The following is a 16,246-nucleotide window of genomic DNA, read 5'->3' as shown; positions in this document are numbered from 1 at the left end:
TAAAAAATGATGGGGTTTGTATCGTTATCAAAAGCCCAAAACCTACCACAGATACTAGGTAACAATACTGCGTATCAATCTGTAAATCCTACTTGCAATCATTCATCTCATTGGTTAAGATGAATCTATTCTGAAGTGTTGGCTAGTAGATGTTTATTCCCTGAGCCGATAATGCTTTACCAGGATGTGGTACCTATCGTCTCATTGTGTATGCCTGCACCGCTTGCGGTGTATCAGGAAACCTGCAGAGAGGATGACGCATCCGCCCTGAACTTCACGGTTCATGGGTCACCATCTTACAGCGGCACTTCGGTTGTTTCATTCGGTTTGTAAATATGTTCTTTATAATTGATGTATTCACTGCCACCAAAAAGCCCCTTTCGTTAATGACGGAAGGGGCTTTTTCTATGCCTAATGAATGACTAAATCACTGTTACTCGTCATTAGCAGATTTGGTAATTTTTTTCACATCTTTAGGGATGTTTTTGGCCGTACCATCAACAGTCGTATGCTGTTTGAATACGTCACCAAACGGGTTTTGCTGTTGTTGACCAAATGGATTTTGGTTATTCATACCGCCTGCGCCACCGAATGGATTCTGACCACCCATTCCACCAAATGGATTTTGGCCGCCCATTTGACCACCCATCTGTTTTGCCATCATTTCCATCATTTTTTGCTGATTGTTCATGACATAGTTATTGGCAAAGTCCTTGAGTTTCTTTTGTACTGGTGGCAAGATCACGAGTAGTGCGAGCACATCACTCAGCACACCTGGAATAAGTAGCAAGATACCCGCGACTGCCATGGCAATGCTCTTAATCATGGTGGACTCTGGTGGACGCATTGCAGGGTTCATCATACCACCTGCTTTCATCTGCTGAGCCATTGGATTCAAAGAAGCCATACCTTTGCGTATAAGAGAAATACCGATCACTGCTGCGACAATAAACCACATGAATACCCACCAGCCGCTCATAAACTGAGCAAGCAAATACCACAGTAGCATCTCGATAATAAACCAAACGATGGCTATACCAACTATCTGACCCATAAAGTGTCGTCCTATAAAATAAAAACCAATAAATTGAGCGCCATGCAAATTAAAATGGCTAACATATGATGTATATGGGGATTGGTTGCTATACTATCAAACTTACGGCTGATTTTTAAGCCATAAAACAAAATGTAAGCAAGACGGAATACTATGGCAATTATTATCGGGATCGACCCAGGGTCACGCATGACGGGTTATGGAATAGTCCAGCAGACGGGTGATAAGCTCACTTATATCGATGCAGGCACGATTCGCACAGATACCAAAGAGATGCCTGAACGCCTCAAGCGTATTTTTAATGGATTGACCCGCATTACGCAGCATCACTTAAAATACGCTGACGAGCCTATCTATACGGCGATTGAACAAGTCTTTATGGCAGAAAACCCTGATTCTGCACTCAAGCTTGGGCAAGCACGAGGCGCGGCTATTGCAGCGATGGTCGCCTTGGATTTAGAAGTGTCAGAGTATACTGCTCGGCAGATCAAACAAGCGGTGTGCGGCTATGGTGCTGCTGCTAAAGAGCAAGTGCAGGAGATGGTTTGCCGCATACTACAGTTAGAAGTCGTACCACAGCAGGATGCAGCCGATGGTCTTGCCTGTGCTATTTGTCATGCGCACTCAAGCCATTCTATGAATAAAATACTACTTAATAGCTCTATGCGAGGACGCGGTGGCTCTAAGAAAAAGGGTCGTTGGCGTTTGACCGAAGAAGATTTGGGTAACTTGCGTTAAAGATAGGCGTTAAAGCAGACAAGCTTTAAAACCAATAAGCATTAAAATAGTGAGACAATAAAAAAACACGCTATTGGATGCGTGTTTTTTTATGAGTACCAGCACTGTCACTTTATCATTTGCAAGACGAAATTATAGCGGACTACTCTACGACTGCACTTTCAATGACAGCGTCGAGTACATATGCATACTTTTCATCATCATTATCATTTTCTGTTGTCTCATCTGACTCTATTAATTCATTAGTCTCTAATCGGTAGCGCTGCAATCGTAATACTTCTTCGTGCATACCGTCATGCTGGTATCCATCTATTTCTCCCGCAAATACTCTCCACTTCCCTTCACGAACTTTGACACCTTGGTCGTTGTAAGTGACGGGCCTAACTTGGAGACACTGCTTTTCACCATTCATATCACAATTGACTTCTTTGGCATTCACTGCCCAAAATACCGTCTCGCCCTTACTATTGTATTTCGCTTGTGGTGTGAGTCTGCCATTCCATACCAAAGTAACATTATCGTTGGTAAACTGAGTCAATACTGGGCTGTCACTTTGCTCTATTTTTAACTCACTATTCCCTAGCATTAATGTATTTAATGTGTTTTCTGCCATATCAAGATCGCTACAGGAGATTTTGGTGCTCATTCCTTCCTCGATACTCAATGTATGTCCTTGCAGCTGATAAGCAGCGCTTATTGTATTACAACCGACACTATAGATAAGTGTTTCTGGATTAAATACCAGAGTCCCTTGACCATCGATATCTGTAAGCTCACTTATAGGCTGCTCATTGGCATCCGTTGCCCTAACCAAGCTCCAACGATGACGAGACAAAGTATTCATCAGCTTTTCTTCGGGAGTAAATGTCGTCGAGCCAGATTCAGTAGTTGCTGAGTTGGTATCTGAGGCCCTATCCTCAATCGCTAGTGAGTCTACTTTTTCACCAGTATTGGAGATACCTGATCCTTCATTGTCGTGAGCCGTGTTTTCTTTTTGACAAGCGCCTAGTATGAGGCTCACCGCCACTATACTTGGCAATAAAAACAGTTGCGTTACTGATATTCTGGCTCTACCTACCATATTGCATACCTCTTAGTAAGCGTATCTCAATTTTCTCGATTACTTATTTCTATATACTTGCTGGTCTTGCATGTTTTGAAGAAACATTTAATTAACTGTTCTGGCAATATCGTTATTATAATCACGTTAAATTAACCACTATAGACCGAGCATTATTAGCTTATGTAATAAAATGTTGATTTTTATTATGTTTTAAATTCTTTTATTATTTTGCTATCTAATGTCGTTAATTTCATGGACAAAAAAAGGATAGCTAATACATATTAGCTATCCCCGATATTATCTTTAATGAGCAAGCATCTAAAAACAATAGAACTTGCGATGTATCTCTTTATCTAATCATTGATTTCCGCAGGCTTAGATTTAGCCATGTTTTTGATGCTGAAGCGCTCATTCATCATTTGATAAAAACGGGCTAGGTTTTTGCCTTGCTCATTAGGATCAACCTTGAGCACTTTACCAAAATCTAAGCCCAAATACAGCACGATGTCAGCAAAGCTCAATTGCTCACCCACCAGATATTCACGACCTTCTAGGATTGTCTCAAAATACCCCATGGCTTTGACAGCACGGGCAATTGATGGCGCAACAAATTCTGGCACTTGTTCAACACGCTGGGCTTTAGACGGATGACTGTGCTGAAACGCTAGCATTAAATTATACATCACCTCAAACTCAGCAATACGGCGCATCGAGCACACTTGGGCACGCTGTATCACGTCATTGCCCATAACAGAACGCTCACCATAGACGCGATCCAGATACTCACAGACTGCTTGTGAGTCATTGAGCACGGTGCCATCGTCTAGTGTTAAGACAGGGACTGTCTGCATCGGATTTATTTTGGTAAATTCGTCTGACATCTGCTCATTTTTGGCAAAATCAATATCAATCACATCAATGTCATCCATATCATCAACATCAATCCCTTTTGATGCCAATAAAATAAGGGCTTTTCGCGGGTTGGGCGCTGTACGGGTGACGTATAATTTTTTCATGATGAACTCCTTGTAAGAATGATTGAATAGAAATTTAGCGCTGATACGCCTTATTATGATGGTGGCACTAATGAGCACCTATCTATTGATACTCCATACCATAGTTATAGCCTACTCTGACCGTCATGGCAAAGGCTTATTACTCGTGAGGTAAAAATAGCAAAAGCCCCATAACTTTAAGTCACGGGGCTTTATTTAATCATATTTATGCAACCAGTCCAGTTATTTATTAGGGGCTGGGGTCGTACGTAGGTACGGCTTGATTTCTTTATGACCTTTTGGATATTTGGCAGCAATATCTTCGTTTTTGACACTTGGTGGAATGATTACGTCATCACCATCTTTCCAATCTACAGGCGTCGCGATGTTATATTCATCCGATAGTTGTAACGCATCAATAACACGGATAATTTCATCGAAGTTACGGCCACAGCTGGCCGGATACGTCAGCGTTAGACGCACCTTTTTATTTGGATCAATGATAAAGACACTGCGTACCGTATGCGTGCTATCTGCATTAGGATGCATCATGTCATATAATTCAGCCACTTCTTTGTTAGGATCAGCGATGATTGGAAAATTCATCTCTGTCCCTTGCGTCTCACCGATATCACTCGCCCACGCTTTATGGTCTTCTAAGCTATCGACAGAGATACAAATCGGTTTTACATTGCGCTTTTGAAACTCGCCATTGAGTGCTGCTGCACGACCAAGCTCAGTGGTACATACGGGGGTAAAGTCTGCTGGATGTGAGAAAAAAACCACCCAATGATCGCCTGCCCACTCGTGGAAATTAATATCGCCTTCTGTGGTCGCAGCGTCAAAGTTTGGTGCGGTATCGCCTAAACGTAAATGTGCCATGCTTTATTCCTTAGCTATGTTGATGAACGCTTGTATCGACCCGTTGGCCGCGCGCTCTATTATTATCATCGAGGTGCTCGCCATAAAAATGCAAAGCACATCCGTAAAACCTGACTTTATAGTAACAAACTGGTTATGAATGTCTTGTGACGGATTGTAATGCGGTTATTCCATTTAACCCTAAGTAGATATATCGATTATTTATTAAACCACCATCCCTGCATCCCATAAGCAAAACTCACCAAACTTGCCTTTTTTACTCACGCCACCAGCCACACGCCCAGCATCAGTCAATACCAATTCACCATCTTGCGCCTCTAAGTAACCCGCTGCAAGCAATTTATCATTTAACTCTTGGGTCTTGAGACCTAATTCTTTAGCAAGCTTGGCGGTGGTCAGTTTAGAATAACTAGGTGCGGCGTCTGTTGTAGATGTGACGATTGTGTTGGTAGGAGCGCTCATTGTTTTGGTGCTAGGTTCAGGCTGGTTCTCAGTTTCAGTGACTTTTTCAAGAGACATCCTAACTTCATCACTGATACGAATAATGCGTTGCGCTTCTTCATAAGTATCAGCATAAAGCTTAGCATCGTCATTACGATAAATCAGTACGCCCATCTCATTATTATTGACTTGGCTAAATTCGTACAGGTTCAAACTGGTAATAATGCACTCGTTTTCATTCAGGTAGCATTTCGCATGCAAGTTTTTGCAAAAGCTGGTACGAATAAACGTTAAGTTTTTTAACCAGTTTATTTCTTCTGGATGTAAGTCATTTTTGCCATAGACAATGCGAATATCGATTTTTAGACGGTTGCGATCTTCTAGCAGCTCTTTAATGCGTTCATTCAGCTTTAAATATGGGCTAATAATAATCAACCGATCAGACGCATTTTTAATCAACTCTTCTAAATGATAAGTCGTCCCACTGCTATTCAAAAATTTTGCCATGCTCACTTCCTTAGATATAACTGTCAAAAACTTCATAATTATTCACAAAAAAGCCCATCCCTAGCGTACTAGAAATGGGCTTACTTGCAAACTACTATTGTTCAGTATTGTTTCAAAACATCTATTAAGCTGGCTTATAGCTATCGCGCAAGCTAACGATTTGGTTAAAGACTGGCTTATCCGTGCTGTGATCTTCGCTATCGGTGATAAAGTACCCTTCACGCTCAAACTGGAAACGCGTGCCAGCATCAGCATGGGCTAAAGATGGCTCAACGACAGCATACAGCTCAGTGAGCGAGTCAGGGTTTAGTGCTTGATGAACATCAGCGACGCCACTTGGGTCCTCAGCACTGAATAGTTGCTCGTACATGCGCACGGTCGCTGGCACACCTTGACTGGCTGATACCCAATGAATCACCCCTTTAACCTTCCGGCCTTCAGGATTGTTGCCCAACGTAGCAGGATCAATCGTCGCTTTTAGCTCAACAACATTGCCATTTTCATCAGTGATATGCTCAGTGACGGCTAGCACGTAAGTGTTACGCAAACGAATCTCTGGCTTTTCTGGAGACAGACGCTTGTAGCCTGCTGGCGGTTCAATCTCGTAATCACCTTGATCGATATATAAAGTCTCGGTAAACGGAATCTCACGCTCACCCATATCGACGTTAGGATGGTTCGGCTGCGTCAACCAAAGGGTCTGCGTGGCATCATCAAAACGCGCGTTCACGCTATCGGCTTTTTGCGTCTCCCAACTACTGACCGCCTCGCTAAAGTTAGTAATCGTCACTTTTAATGGCTTTAATACCGCCATGCCGCGACCAGTAGTCGTCTCTAATGACTGACGAACGCTAAACTCTAGTAAACGAAAATCAACCACGCTATCGGCTTTGGTCACGCCCACACGCTCACAAAAGTCACGCAAGCCCTCTGGCGTATAACCACGGCGGCGCATACCAGCGATAGTCGGCATACGGGGATCGTCCCAACCGCTTACGATACCTTCATCAACGAGCTGCTTGAGTTTACGCTTACTGGTCAATGTATGATCCACATTTAAGCGGCTAAACTCGTACTGATGCGGCGGCACGTCAAAGCCGATTTTTTCGATGACCCAATCATAGAATGGACGATGGTCTTCAAACTCAAGCGTACATAGTGAATGGGTAATACCTTCGAGCGCATCAGAGAGTGGATGGGCAAAGTCATACATCGGATAAATGCACCATTTATCACCAGTCTGATGATGAGATTGATGCATCACGCGGTAAATAACAGGGTCACGCAGGTTCATGTTCGGGCTTGCCATATCGATCTTGGCGCGCAATACCGCCTTACCTTCAGCGTACTTACCGTCTTTCATATCATTGAACAGCGCTAGGTTTTCCTCAACACTGGCATCACGCTGCGGAGATGGTTTGCCTGCTTCATTGAATGAACCACGGTTATCGCGAATCTGCTCAGGCGTTTGCAAATCGACATAGGCATCGCCTTGCTCAATCAACTGTATTGCCCATGCATGTAGCTGATCAAAATAACTTGACGCGTGATACGCCTCGCCTGCCCACTCAAAACCGAGCCATTTCACATCATTTTCGATATTGTCAATATAATCTTGTTTTTCTGCAGTTGGGTTGGTGTCATCAAAACGCAGGTTACACACCCCGCCGAACTCTTTGGCCACACCAAAGTTTAGGCAGATAGATTTTACGTGACCTAAGTGCAAGTAGCCATTTGGCTCAGGCGGAAAACGTGTGACAATTTGCTGGTATCTTTGCGCATTGACATCGTCACGAATGATATTACGAATAAAGTCGTTTTTTACTTCGTCTTTTTGTGCATGGTTGCTTGAGTGCTCACTCATCGGATATTGCTCCTAACGCAAATTGTCAATTTGTGATACGTGCCATCACGCATCACAAAACGTTCAAAATAAATTATTAAAATAAATTGGGATATAAAAACTCAGATAACGCGTCCGCATTATCACAATTTGTCAAAGCTGATCAAAAATGGCTAAAGTTGCGTTATTCTATCAGCTTTTGCAAACGCATTAACAGCCTGATACATGACATGGGATAAAAAAGCCGTTAGACTACCCGTAACTTTTTAACAACCAACTTTTAACCACCACTTGACAGCGTCATTTAAGGCGCTGCAATCAAAGAGGAATATCCCATGGTAGACATGCCACCAGTAGTAGAACTTGACACCAATATGGGTGCGATCGTTATCGAACTCAACGAAGAAAAAGCACCAAAGACCGTAGAAAACTTTTTGAACTACGTAAAATCTGGTCAGTATGACGGTACGATTTTCCATCGCATTATTGATGGTTTCATGATTCAAGGCGGCGGAATGGACGCTGAGATGAATGAAAAACCAACCAACGCGCCTATCGAAAATGAAGCGGACAATGGTTTGAAAAACGACAAAGGTACTATCGCAATGGCGCGTACCCAAGATCCACATTCAGCAACTAGCCAATTCTTCATCAACGTAAAAGACAATGATTTCCTAAACCACACTGGCAAAAACATGCAAGGTTGGGGTTACACTGTATTTGGTAAAGTCACCAGCGGTATGGATGTGATCGAAAAAATGAAAGGCGTCCCAACTGGTCGTTTCGGCATGCATGCTGATGTACCAAAAGAGCCAGTTGTTATCAACTCAGCAACCATCATTACTCAGTAATAGTCATTCAATAGCAGCTAGTCAGTAGTCAGTAGTCAGTAGTTAGTAATAGTTACTTAGCGATAGCTGTGAACAAGCGAGCATTTTCTAGTAGAACTTACTAAGTAATGCTCGCCGCCATACGATAAGTCACGAGGATCAAGATAAATGCAACGTTTTAATCACTTAATCACGACCCGCCCTCATCAAGTGCGGCAAGTATTGATTAGCGATTTGCATTTATCGCCTCAGGAGCCTGCCTTAGTGCAGGCTTTTTTGGCGCTGCTCGATGACTGTCTTGCTCTGCCCGCGCTCAAACGCCTCTTTATATTGGGCGACTGGTTTGAGGTATGGCTGGGTGATGATATGTATTTATCCCTATTAAAAGAAAAAAGGCCAGAAGACGAGCAGATGGCGCATTGGCTAACCCCATTGATTGCAAAGCTCAAACAGCTACGTATTAATGGCTGCGAGATATTGGTCATGCATGGCAACCGTGATTTTCTATTGGGTCAGCCGTTTTGTAATCTGTTCGGTGGGGAGCTGATAAGCGAGCCGTATACTTTGACTGTTGGTCAGCAGAGTTATCGCTTTGAGCACGGTGACGCACTCTGTACCGATGACAAGAAATATCAACTCTTTCGCAAAATTATGCGTAATCGTCTAACCCAGTGGTATTTGCTTAATAAGTCATTAGAGAAACGCTTGGCCATCGCAGACAACATGCGTAAAAAAAGCCAGCAGAACAATGCCAATAAAGCGGCTTATATCATGGATGTGAATGATGAGGCCGTACGTCAAGCCATTACTGACAGCGATGCTTTATTGCACGGACATACGCATCGTCCAGATATTCATCAGGCGACTGCTGATAAAAAGCGCTACGTGCTTGGTGATTGGCGTTTGCTAGATAAAGACGCTCGCCAGCCGAAAGTAAGCGCTGTGATTGGGGTAGTGACAGATAATGAGCATTCAAATGACCGTTTGAATAGTAACAATTTAAGCAGTAATGATACTGAGTTTGAGTTATATGAGTTTGAATGTCTTATTCGCTAAAATGCGTTTAATGGCGCTTTAAACTTAATGGCGTTTTAGACAACGCATCTTAAAAAATATCTCTTCAGTTAAAAAAGGGTCTGTTGATAGTTCAATAGACCCTTTTTACGTTTACTACAATCTTGAACTGCTTATCGCTCGCTATCTAATCCATTAATTTAAAGAAATGCTGACGATAATGCTTTAGCTCACGAATAGAGTCGCGGATATCGTCTAAGGCCAGATGACTGCCCCCTTTTTCAAAGTTCTTTAGAATGTCAGGACGCCAGCGGAAACATAGCTCTTTAATTGACGATACATCAAGGTTACGATAATGAAAGAAGCGCTCAAGCTCTGGCATTTGGCGCGCCATAAAGCGGCGATCTTGACAGATAGAGTTGCCGCACATTGGCGATTTACCACTATCGACCCATTTACTCAGAAACTTAATGGTCTCAGCTTCCGCTTCAGCCAATGTCACCGTGCTACGACGCACACGGTCGACCAATCCTGACTGACCATGTTGCTTGGTATTCCAGTCATCCATCTTATTTAAGACTTGATCCGATACCTTGATCGCAAACACAGGCCCTTCAGCAAGCACATTCAAATCTTCGTCAGTCACGACAGTGGCAATCTCGATAATCTCATCGTTTAAGGTATCAAGTCCGGTCATTTCTAAATCAATCCACACCAGCCCTTTTTTGCCTTGATTTTTGATTTTAATCTTATTGGGATGGTCACCGGTAGCCATAAAATATCCTATCATTCATAATTTTGAAAAAACAACTTTAAAAAAAACAACTTTAGAAAAACAATTGAAAAAACGTATTACACGTAGACACCCGTGCTCAGACAGTATTGCAACACGCTACTTGGTTTAGAAAACCTATAGAATCGTACAATATTACAAAACCCCTGTCTGCCGCAGACGCTTTAGGCTGTATGTTAGCAAATTTTCACGCTACACTTAGCAATATTTTTATAATAGGTTAAAACCCATGGCATTAATCCGGCAACGCAAACTGACCAAACAACAGATTCGTCGCATCGACAAGCAGCAATTGTTAAGTCAAGACAGCATCGATGACAGCTTGATGGATGGCGTGGTCATGGCGCATTACGGTAAGCAATTAGAAGTACAAGTCACAAGCCTACCTGTGGTGATACCTGAGCAGCCAGAGATTGCGCCTGATGATCCAGAGCCATTTTGGCAAACGCTTGAGCTCGGCGATATTTGGCGCTGCCATGTACGCACTAACTTGCCGATGCTAGCCGCTGGTGACCAAGTGCGCTGGAGTGCCGACTCCAACACAGGCTTTGGCCGTATCGAAGCCGTCAAACCGCGTACCTCATTGGTCTCTCGCCCTGACCGTTATCATAAGCTCAAACCTGTTGCCGCCAATGTTGATATTCTGGCCATCGTCTTTGCGCCATTGCCTGCTGCCGCTCCTACTTTGATCGATCGCTATCTGGTCGTCTGCCATCACGCGGGCGTCAAACCACTGCTCGTCCTCAACAAAGCCGATCTGTTGGCACAAGAGAACGGCGTGGATACCAATGAGTTGTTGGCACAGTATGCCGCACTTGGTTATGAAAGTGTTCTGACCTCAGTCGATTGCCCCGAAAATATCGCCGAAAGCGCCGAGCAAGAAGGTCTCGATGAGCTAAAACGCTACATAGACAAAAAGCTGGTCATTTTTGCAGGGCAGTCTGGTGTTGGCAAAAGCAGCCTTATTAACGCCCTACTTCCTGAGTCTGGTCAAAGCGTCAATATCATCTCGCAAAACTCTAAGCTTGGTCAGCATACGACAACGACAAGCCGATTGTTACCATTTAACCCCGAGGATTTGACGCAAGGTGGTATCGTCGATACACCAGGTATTCGCGAATATGGCATTTGGCACCTAACGCCTGATGATATCATCTCAGGATTTATTGAGCTGGCACCACTGGCAGGTGATTGTCAGTTCCGTGACTGTCGTCACACTCATAACAGCAAAGGCTGCGCGCTATGGCAAGCCGTGGCTGATGGTGAGGTGTTGCAGCGCCGCGTTGAAAACCTCGTGACGCTACGAGAGGAAGCTGATACTAAGCCTTACTAAATTCAGTCAGCATCATTTCAAAGGCAAAATGATAGCTTGATTATTGACCGTGTGATCGCCCGTTTACTATAGATGACCTTATCGGTATAATAGCGCCTTGTTCATTATCATTGGGCTGGCTTCTCAGCTCAATAGAACACTTATTTTTTTGGAGGTATGGTTTGGATCGTGCGCTGGAATTTGTGGGCAACCACCCGTTTTTATTTGGTATATTAGCCGTACTTGCTATCCTGTTTTTTACCATTGAAAACAAACGTAGCGGTAGAAAAATATCGCCCAACACTCTTGGCATGATGGTCAACTCTCAGAACGCGCAGCTGATTGATATCCGTGCCAAGAAGAAGTTTGAATCAGGCTATATTCAAGGCAGCCGCAACATCCCTTTCACTGATCTCAAAGAGCGCTTAGCAGAGATTCGTGCGATTGAGCAGCCAGTGATTATTATCTGCGATATGGGTGTGCAAGCAGGCGCTGCGATTCAGATGATTGGTAAAGACAGTGTCTATCGCCTAGATGGCGGTATTGGCGGCTGGCAAGGCGCTGGTATGCCATTGGTTGGTGTAAAAGAAAAAGACGCTAAATCAAAAAACAAAGCTAAGCCCAAGCCTAGTTTAAGCAAATAGTAGATTAGCTAAAATATAGCTTCTGACTAAAGAAAGCATCCGATTAACGATAGCAAAATAAAAAGACACCTTAGCAATAGGTGTCTTTTTTTATATCCTGTTTATACTGCTACTGAGGGTTTTAAACTAAGACGGCTTGAATTTGTCATGCTCATCCCCACTTTAGTATGAGCAGAATCGAATACATTTGCCTTTACTCATTGATACTTTACTCATTGATAACAGATTCTATCAATACTTAGACTATGATAATTTATCAGGCTATCTATAATAAGTTTGTTATCTCATAAATTTATAAATAAGGATTTACCATGACTGTATCTGTTAAAGTTTATACGACCCCTATCTGCCCATACTGCTCAAATGCAAAGCAGCTACTAAAAACCAAAGGCGTTGATTACGAAGAAATCAGCATGCATGACATGAGTAGTGAAGATCGTCAAGCGCTGATGAAAAAAACCAATAACTATCGCACTGTGCCACAAATTTTCGTTGGTGAAACCTTTGTCGGCGGCTTTGATGAGCTGAATCAAATGAACCAGCAAGGCAAACTTGACGAGCTATTAGCGGGTTAATCTGCTACCTTGCTTTACTGTCTGTCTTTATTGGTTTGAAGATGGACAGTGGCAGACTCAAAAGCCATAGTGAGACGTAACCATAAAAAACATCGAGATTTGATCTTGGTTTATATTACAATGCTTTTTTAAGATCGTAGTTTGCCCCATTATTTGATTTAATTTTAGAGGATTTATCATGGCTGAAGAACAAGCACAACCACAATTGGCACTAGAGCGTATCTATGTAAAAGATATGTCACTTGAAGTACCAGGCGCAAGCGTATTCACCAAAGAGTGGAACCCAGAGCTTGATATCAATTTGTCTAGCAATGCTGAAAAATTAGATGACGATCATTACCAAATCGTCCTAATCGTTAGCGTCACGGCAAAAAATGCTGAAGAAGCGGCATTTATCGCTGAAGTACATCAAGCAGGTATCTTCTTGTTAAAAGACATCCCAGAAGATCAAATCGGTCAAATCTTGGGTGCATACTGCCCTAACGTGCTGTTCCCATATGCCCGTGAAGTCATCAGCGACATCGTGACGCGTGGTAGCTTCCCGCAGCTATTGCTTGCACCTGTGAACTTTGACCAAGCTTATGCACAAAGCCAGCAGCAAGCACAAGTTGATGCTCAAGGTAATGCTTAAGCGCTAACCAAAAATATATGAGCTCTACGAGTCGTATATTTGATAAAAGGCCGTTTACTTATAATGAGTAAGCGGTTTTTTTGTGGGTGATTTTCAATCATGAGTCAGCAATATGCTGAATGCTTTTTATAGAAGATAAAATTATCCAATATATAAATATTAGCCATAAAAAAGACCCTGCTATTAAACAGGGTCTTCAACGACCACATCGACTGGTTAAATTAATTAGCTAAAATCGAACATTAGCCTTTTAACGCAGACAAAATCTGCTGCTTAACCTCTTCGATATCTTGCGTGCCATCAAACTTATCGTAGTTTGGTGAATCTGCGCCTTCGGCGGCTTTTTCTTGATAAAAACCAACCAATGCAGATGTTTGCTCATGGTAAGTCGACAGACGGTCGCGAATGGTCGCTTCTTGATCATCTTCGCGCTGGATAAGTGCTTCGCCCGTTACGTCATCGATGCCCTCAACCTTTGGTGGGTTGTGCTGCACGTGATATACACGGCCTGAACCTGGATGCTGACGACGACCAGACAGACGATTAACGATCTCATCATCGGGCACACTAATCTCTACCACGTGATCGATGGCAACATCAGCATCGGCAAGGGCTTGCGCTTGAGGAATAGTGCGTGGAAAACCATCAAAGATACACCCGTTGGCACAATCAGGCTTTGCAATACGCTCTTTTACGAGATTGATAATGAGGTCATCAGAAACCAGACCACCAGCATTCATGATATCTTTGGCTTTTTTGCCAAGCTCGCTGCCTTCTTTGATAGCAGCACGTAGCATATCACCCGTCGATATCTGCGGAATATCATATTCCTGAGAAATAAACTGGGCTTGAGTACCTTTACCGGCGCCTGGTGGACCTAGCAAAATAATACGCATCATTACACGACTCTCCTGAATTCAATGGGATTTTGGGATTACTACAACTTAGGGATTAATTGATTGCCAAGACACCTTACCTTGTGACCTGACAAACCTCAAGTTTTTTTCTAATTAGGGTCATAAGTTGCCATGACTTATCTTTCCATATAACACTGTTAAGCCTTTTGTGGTCAACAGCATTTATATGAAAAATACTCACAATAACCAACCCTAATACTAGGGGATTTGTTGATTGATTTCTACATTGGCCTGATTTTGGTCGGCACGAATCACAACAGGATTACCTGATAAATCTCCTGACTCTGCGATAGCTGTGCCGCTGTGACTAATACGCGCAATAACAGCCAACTGAACCTTATCAGAACGGGCTGATCTTAGCGTACGCTCTGGCATCATCGCATCAAGATCGCTTAGGCTAATAGTAGCCTCGCCCTGCTTAATCGCACTAATTGGCAAACGCTTGGCAGCAAATGGCGGGCCACCATTCACATCACGAATCGCCACAAACAGCACGTCATCCGCTTTGACCAATGGCATTAGGCTTGAGTTGATCTTAACGGTCACCTCAATGCCCTCAGACGCTTGTTGCTGCTGCATGGTCACATTGGCACTGAGCTCATCTAGACTGGATAGCGCCTGCGTATGGTCGCCTGGTTTGGCAGAAATACTGTCACGCAAGCGTTTGATCCAGCCTTGTGCTTGATCAAAGTTATTTGCTCGCGCCTCACCCATTGCCATGAGCATTTGCGCGCCTTCATGCTGTGGGTTTTTGGCCAATACAGTTTCTAGCACTCGGCGACTATTTTCGTCTAGCTGACCCTTATTAGCAAAGAAATTAATCTGCGCGTAAGTAATCGCAATCTCTTCATTATCAGGTGACAAACGATAAGCACGTGATAAGGCCTCTAGTGCTGAATCGGTCGCCTCTAATGATAAGAACAACTCTGATAGGCGCATCCAACGATTGTAATCGTACGCATGGCGATAGACGTTGGTCTGCATGGCACTAATCAGCTGATTGCCATCTTCAATCGCCCAAGCAGGTGGCTGGTCAATCTTGCCAGTTAATAAGTCATCCGCCACTTGACCTACTTTGTCTTCGCTTGCCCAAAGCTCAAAAACAGGCGTGCGATCTCCGACCATCAAGTACGCCATGGCAGACAGCACAGGTACCCAAAAGACAATGATCAATCGGCTTTTGATACCAGGGGTCACCATCGGTGTCACTTCACGCTGAGCATCCAAAAGCTGGCGTTCAAGCTCAAGTTTTTGGTTTTGATAGTGATGCTCATCAATGATGCCACTGTCTTTATCTGTTTTCAGCTCTGCTAAGCGCTCACGAAATACGGCAACGTTGATACCTAATAGCTGATTGTCCAAAGGCTTACTATGCGTACGCGGTGCTCTCAACCATGGTTTGATGGCTATAACAGCAAGCAATAAGGCGGTCAGTAAGCTCAGCGCAATAAATAAGCCAACCGTAGAAAATATGGTCATTTTTTGCCCCCAAGGCTTGTAATATCGTGAACGTCTTTATTATCAGCACGTGACAATAAGCGCTCAAGCTCCGCTTTTTCGGCAACAGATAGCGCCTCAGCGGTATTATCTGCTGTCATGCCGCTTGCACCACTCGCAACAAGCTGACGTCGTTTACTTTGCCAAAACCAACCTACTAACAAGATGATGAGCAATAATGGTGGGAAAAACCATAAGATCCACGTTGAAGGACGCACTGGTGGTTTATAGCTGATAAAGTCGCCATAACGTTCCTGCATATAGGCACGAATCTCACCATCGCTACGACCATCTTTGACCAAATCGTAGGTTTTTTGCTTTAAGTCTTGGGCAATTGGGGCATCAGAGCCTGCTAGGTTTTGGTTCTGGCATTTTGGACAACGCAGCTCTTCGATAAGACCACGATACTGTGCCTCTTGCTGTACAGAGTCAAAATCATAGACATCAATAGCAGCAAAACTGGCCATACTGAATAGACAAGCGATAAGCAAGCTTGCTAACTTTATCGTA

At 43.5% G+C, this 16,246-nt stretch carries 17 protein-coding genes and 1 other RNA gene; 8 read left to right on the top strand and 10 right to left on the bottom strand.

The window, feature by feature from the left end:
• The first annotated feature begins 124 nt into the window (after positions 1-124).
• Positions 125-320: non-coding RNA, 6S RNA (gene ssrS, locus PSBA01_RS09730), on the top strand.
• A 113-nt stretch (positions 321-433) separates the two neighbouring features.
• Here the strand turns inward: ssrS and PSBA01_RS09725 are convergent.
• Positions 434-1,054, bottom strand: coding sequence for an FxsA family protein (locus PSBA01_RS09725; RefSeq protein ID WP_186474141.1), 621 nt, complete (start codon positions 1,052-1,054; stop codon positions 434-436).
• Between the two features lie 153 nt (positions 1,055-1,207).
• Here PSBA01_RS09725 and ruvC point away from each other — a divergent pair, with 153 nt between their 5' ends.
• Positions 1,208-1,792 (top strand): crossover junction endodeoxyribonuclease RuvC, encoded by a 585-nt coding sequence (gene ruvC / locus PSBA01_RS09720; protein ID WP_071001968.1) that lies wholly within the window; start codon positions 1,208-1,210, stop codon positions 1,790-1,792.
• A gap of 142 nt (positions 1,793-1,934) precedes the next feature.
• Here ruvC and PSBA01_RS09715 read toward each other — a convergent pair whose 3' ends face one another.
• From PSBA01_RS09715 to PSBA01_RS09695, 5 genes are all read right to left on the bottom strand, one after another.
• Positions 1,935-2,873, bottom strand: coding sequence for an META domain-containing protein (locus tag PSBA01_RS09715; protein ID WP_186474139.1), 939 nt, complete (start codon positions 2,871-2,873; stop codon positions 1,935-1,937).
• A 335-nt stretch (positions 2,874-3,208) separates the two neighbouring features.
• Positions 3,209-3,871, bottom strand: a complete 663-nt coding sequence (locus PSBA01_RS09710) for a glutathione S-transferase family protein (RefSeq protein ID WP_186474137.1) — start codon at positions 3,869-3,871, stop codon at positions 3,209-3,211.
• 222 nt (positions 3,872-4,093) lie between these two features.
• On the bottom strand, positions 4,094-4,732 hold the full coding sequence (locus PSBA01_RS09705) for a peroxiredoxin (RefSeq protein ID WP_186474135.1): 639 nt from the start codon (positions 4,730-4,732) through the stop codon (positions 4,094-4,096).
• Positions 4,733-4,936: 204 nt separating this feature from the next.
• Positions 4,937-5,680 (bottom strand): phospholipase D family protein, encoded by a 744-nt coding sequence (locus PSBA01_RS09700; protein WP_186474133.1) that lies wholly within the window; start codon positions 5,678-5,680, stop codon positions 4,937-4,939.
• A gap of 124 nt (positions 5,681-5,804) precedes the next feature.
• Positions 5,805-7,544 carry a glutamine--tRNA ligase/YqeY domain fusion protein gene (locus PSBA01_RS09695; RefSeq protein WP_186474131.1) on the bottom strand — a complete coding sequence of 580 codons (1,740 nt, stop codon included), beginning with the start codon at positions 7,542-7,544 and terminating at the stop codon, positions 5,805-5,807.
• 314 nt (positions 7,545-7,858) lie between these two features.
• Here PSBA01_RS09695 and PSBA01_RS09690 point away from each other — a divergent pair, with 314 nt between their 5' ends.
• Both PSBA01_RS09690 and PSBA01_RS09685 read left to right on the top strand, forming a co-directional pair.
• On the top strand, positions 7,859-8,374 hold the full coding sequence (locus tag PSBA01_RS09690) for a peptidylprolyl isomerase (protein ID WP_087040198.1): 516 nt from the start codon (positions 7,859-7,861) through the stop codon (positions 8,372-8,374).
• Positions 8,375-8,521: 147 nt separating this feature from the next.
• Complete coding sequence (locus PSBA01_RS09685; RefSeq protein ID WP_186474129.1) at positions 8,522-9,409, top strand: UDP-2,3-diacylglucosamine diphosphatase; 888 nt, start codon at positions 8,522-8,524, stop codon at positions 9,407-9,409.
• Between the two features lie 145 nt (positions 9,410-9,554).
• On the opposite strand, the gene orn is transcribed toward PSBA01_RS09685, so the two are convergent.
• Complete coding sequence (gene orn, locus PSBA01_RS09680) at positions 9,555-10,142, bottom strand: oligoribonuclease (RefSeq protein WP_058025917.1); 588 nt, start codon at positions 10,140-10,142, stop codon at positions 9,555-9,557.
• 247 nt (positions 10,143-10,389) lie between these two features.
• On the opposite strand from orn, the gene rsgA reads away from it, so the two are divergent.
• From rsgA to secB, 4 genes are all read left to right on the top strand, one after another.
• A complete protein-coding gene (gene rsgA / locus PSBA01_RS09675; RefSeq protein WP_186474127.1) occupies positions 10,390-11,493 on the top strand; it encodes a ribosome small subunit-dependent GTPase A in 1,104 nt (367 codons plus the stop codon).
• Between the two features lie 161 nt (positions 11,494-11,654).
• Positions 11,655-12,116: a rhodanese-like domain-containing protein gene (locus tag PSBA01_RS09670; RefSeq protein ID WP_186474125.1), complete on the top strand. Its 462-nt coding sequence runs from the start codon at positions 11,655-11,657 to the stop codon at positions 12,114-12,116.
• Between the two features lie 311 nt (positions 12,117-12,427).
• The gene (grxC, locus tag PSBA01_RS09665) at positions 12,428-12,691 is read left to right on the top strand and encodes a glutaredoxin 3 (RefSeq protein WP_058025920.1); all 264 of its coding nucleotides are present in this window, start codon (positions 12,428-12,430) and stop codon (positions 12,689-12,691) included.
• Between the two features lie 178 nt (positions 12,692-12,869).
• The gene (secB, locus tag PSBA01_RS09660) at positions 12,870-13,322 is read left to right on the top strand and encodes a protein-export chaperone SecB (protein ID WP_186474123.1); all 453 of its coding nucleotides are present in this window, start codon (positions 12,870-12,872) and stop codon (positions 13,320-13,322) included.
• 242 nt (positions 13,323-13,564) lie between these two features.
• Here secB and adk read toward each other — a convergent pair whose 3' ends face one another.
• From adk to PSBA01_RS09645, 3 genes are all read right to left on the bottom strand, one after another.
• Positions 13,565-14,221 carry an adenylate kinase gene (adk, locus tag PSBA01_RS09655; RefSeq protein ID WP_071001977.1) on the bottom strand — a complete coding sequence of 219 codons (657 nt, stop codon included), beginning with the start codon at positions 14,219-14,221 and terminating at the stop codon, positions 13,565-13,567.
• Positions 14,222-14,437: 216 nt separating this feature from the next.
• Positions 14,438-15,718 carry a c-type cytochrome biogenesis protein CcmI gene (ccmI, locus tag PSBA01_RS09650; RefSeq protein ID WP_186474121.1) on the bottom strand — a complete coding sequence of 427 codons (1,281 nt, stop codon included), beginning with the start codon at positions 15,716-15,718 and terminating at the stop codon, positions 14,438-14,440.
• Positions 15,715-16,203, bottom strand: a complete 489-nt coding sequence (locus PSBA01_RS09645; RefSeq protein ID WP_379542903.1) for a cytochrome c-type biogenesis protein — start codon at positions 16,201-16,203, stop codon at positions 15,715-15,717. The genes ccmI and PSBA01_RS09645 overlap by 4 nt, the downstream gene beginning before the upstream one ends.
• Between the last annotated feature and the right edge of the window lie 43 nt (positions 16,204-16,246).

This window comes from Psychrobacter sp. KCTC 72983 (assembly GCF_014280455.1).
Classification (GTDB): domain Bacteria; phylum Pseudomonadota; class Gammaproteobacteria; order Pseudomonadales; family Moraxellaceae; genus Psychrobacter; species Psychrobacter pacificensis.
Note: the sequence above shows the minus strand (reverse complement) of the source record. Positions and strands in the feature narration are given on the sequence as shown.

Bases quoted from the DNA above. Each gene is read 5' to 3' on its own strand.
- PSBA01_RS09690 (WP_087040198.1), top strand. From the start codon at position 7,859: ATGGTAGACATGCCACCAGTAGTAGAACTTGACACCAATATGGGTGCG.
- grxC (WP_058025920.1), top strand. From the start codon at position 12,428: ATGACTGTATCTGTTAAAGTTTATACGACCCCTATCTGCCCATACTGC.
- PSBA01_RS09710 (WP_186474137.1), bottom strand. From the start codon at position 3,871: ATGAAAAAATTATACGTCACCCGTACAGCGCCCAACCCGCGAAAAGCC.
- PSBA01_RS09705 (WP_186474135.1), bottom strand. From the start codon at position 4,732: ATGGCACATTTACGTTTAGGCGATACCGCACCAAACTTTGACGCTGCG.
- adk (WP_071001977.1), bottom strand. From the start codon at position 14,221: ATGATGCGTATTATTTTGCTAGGTCCACCAGGCGCCGGTAAAGGTACT.
- orn (WP_058025917.1), bottom strand. From the start codon at position 10,142: ATGGCTACCGGTGACCATCCCAATAAGATTAAAATCAAAAATCAAGGC.
- PSBA01_RS09725 (WP_186474141.1), bottom strand. From the start codon at position 1,054: ATGGGTCAGATAGTTGGTATAGCCATCGTTTGGTTTATTATCGAGATG.
- ruvC (WP_071001968.1), top strand. From the start codon at position 1,208: ATGGCAATTATTATCGGGATCGACCCAGGGTCACGCATGACGGGTTAT.
- ccmI (WP_186474121.1), bottom strand. From the start codon at position 15,718: ATGACCATATTTTCTACGGTTGGCTTATTTATTGCGCTGAGCTTACTG.
- secB (WP_186474123.1), top strand. From the start codon at position 12,870: ATGGCTGAAGAACAAGCACAACCACAATTGGCACTAGAGCGTATCTAT.
- PSBA01_RS09715 (WP_186474139.1), bottom strand. From the start codon at position 2,873: ATGGTAGGTAGAGCCAGAATATCAGTAACGCAACTGTTTTTATTGCCA.
- PSBA01_RS09645 (WP_379542903.1), bottom strand. From the start codon at position 16,203: ATGGCCAGTTTTGCTGCTATTGATGTCTATGATTTTGACTCTGTACAG.
- PSBA01_RS09685 (WP_186474129.1), top strand. From the start codon at position 8,522: ATGCAACGTTTTAATCACTTAATCACGACCCGCCCTCATCAAGTGCGG.
- PSBA01_RS09695 (WP_186474131.1), bottom strand. From the start codon at position 7,544: ATGAGTGAGCACTCAAGCAACCATGCACAAAAAGACGAAGTAAAAAAC.
- PSBA01_RS09700 (WP_186474133.1), bottom strand. From the start codon at position 5,680: ATGGCAAAATTTTTGAATAGCAGTGGGACGACTTATCATTTAGAAGAG.
- rsgA (WP_186474127.1), top strand. From the start codon at position 10,390: ATGGCATTAATCCGGCAACGCAAACTGACCAAACAACAGATTCGTCGC.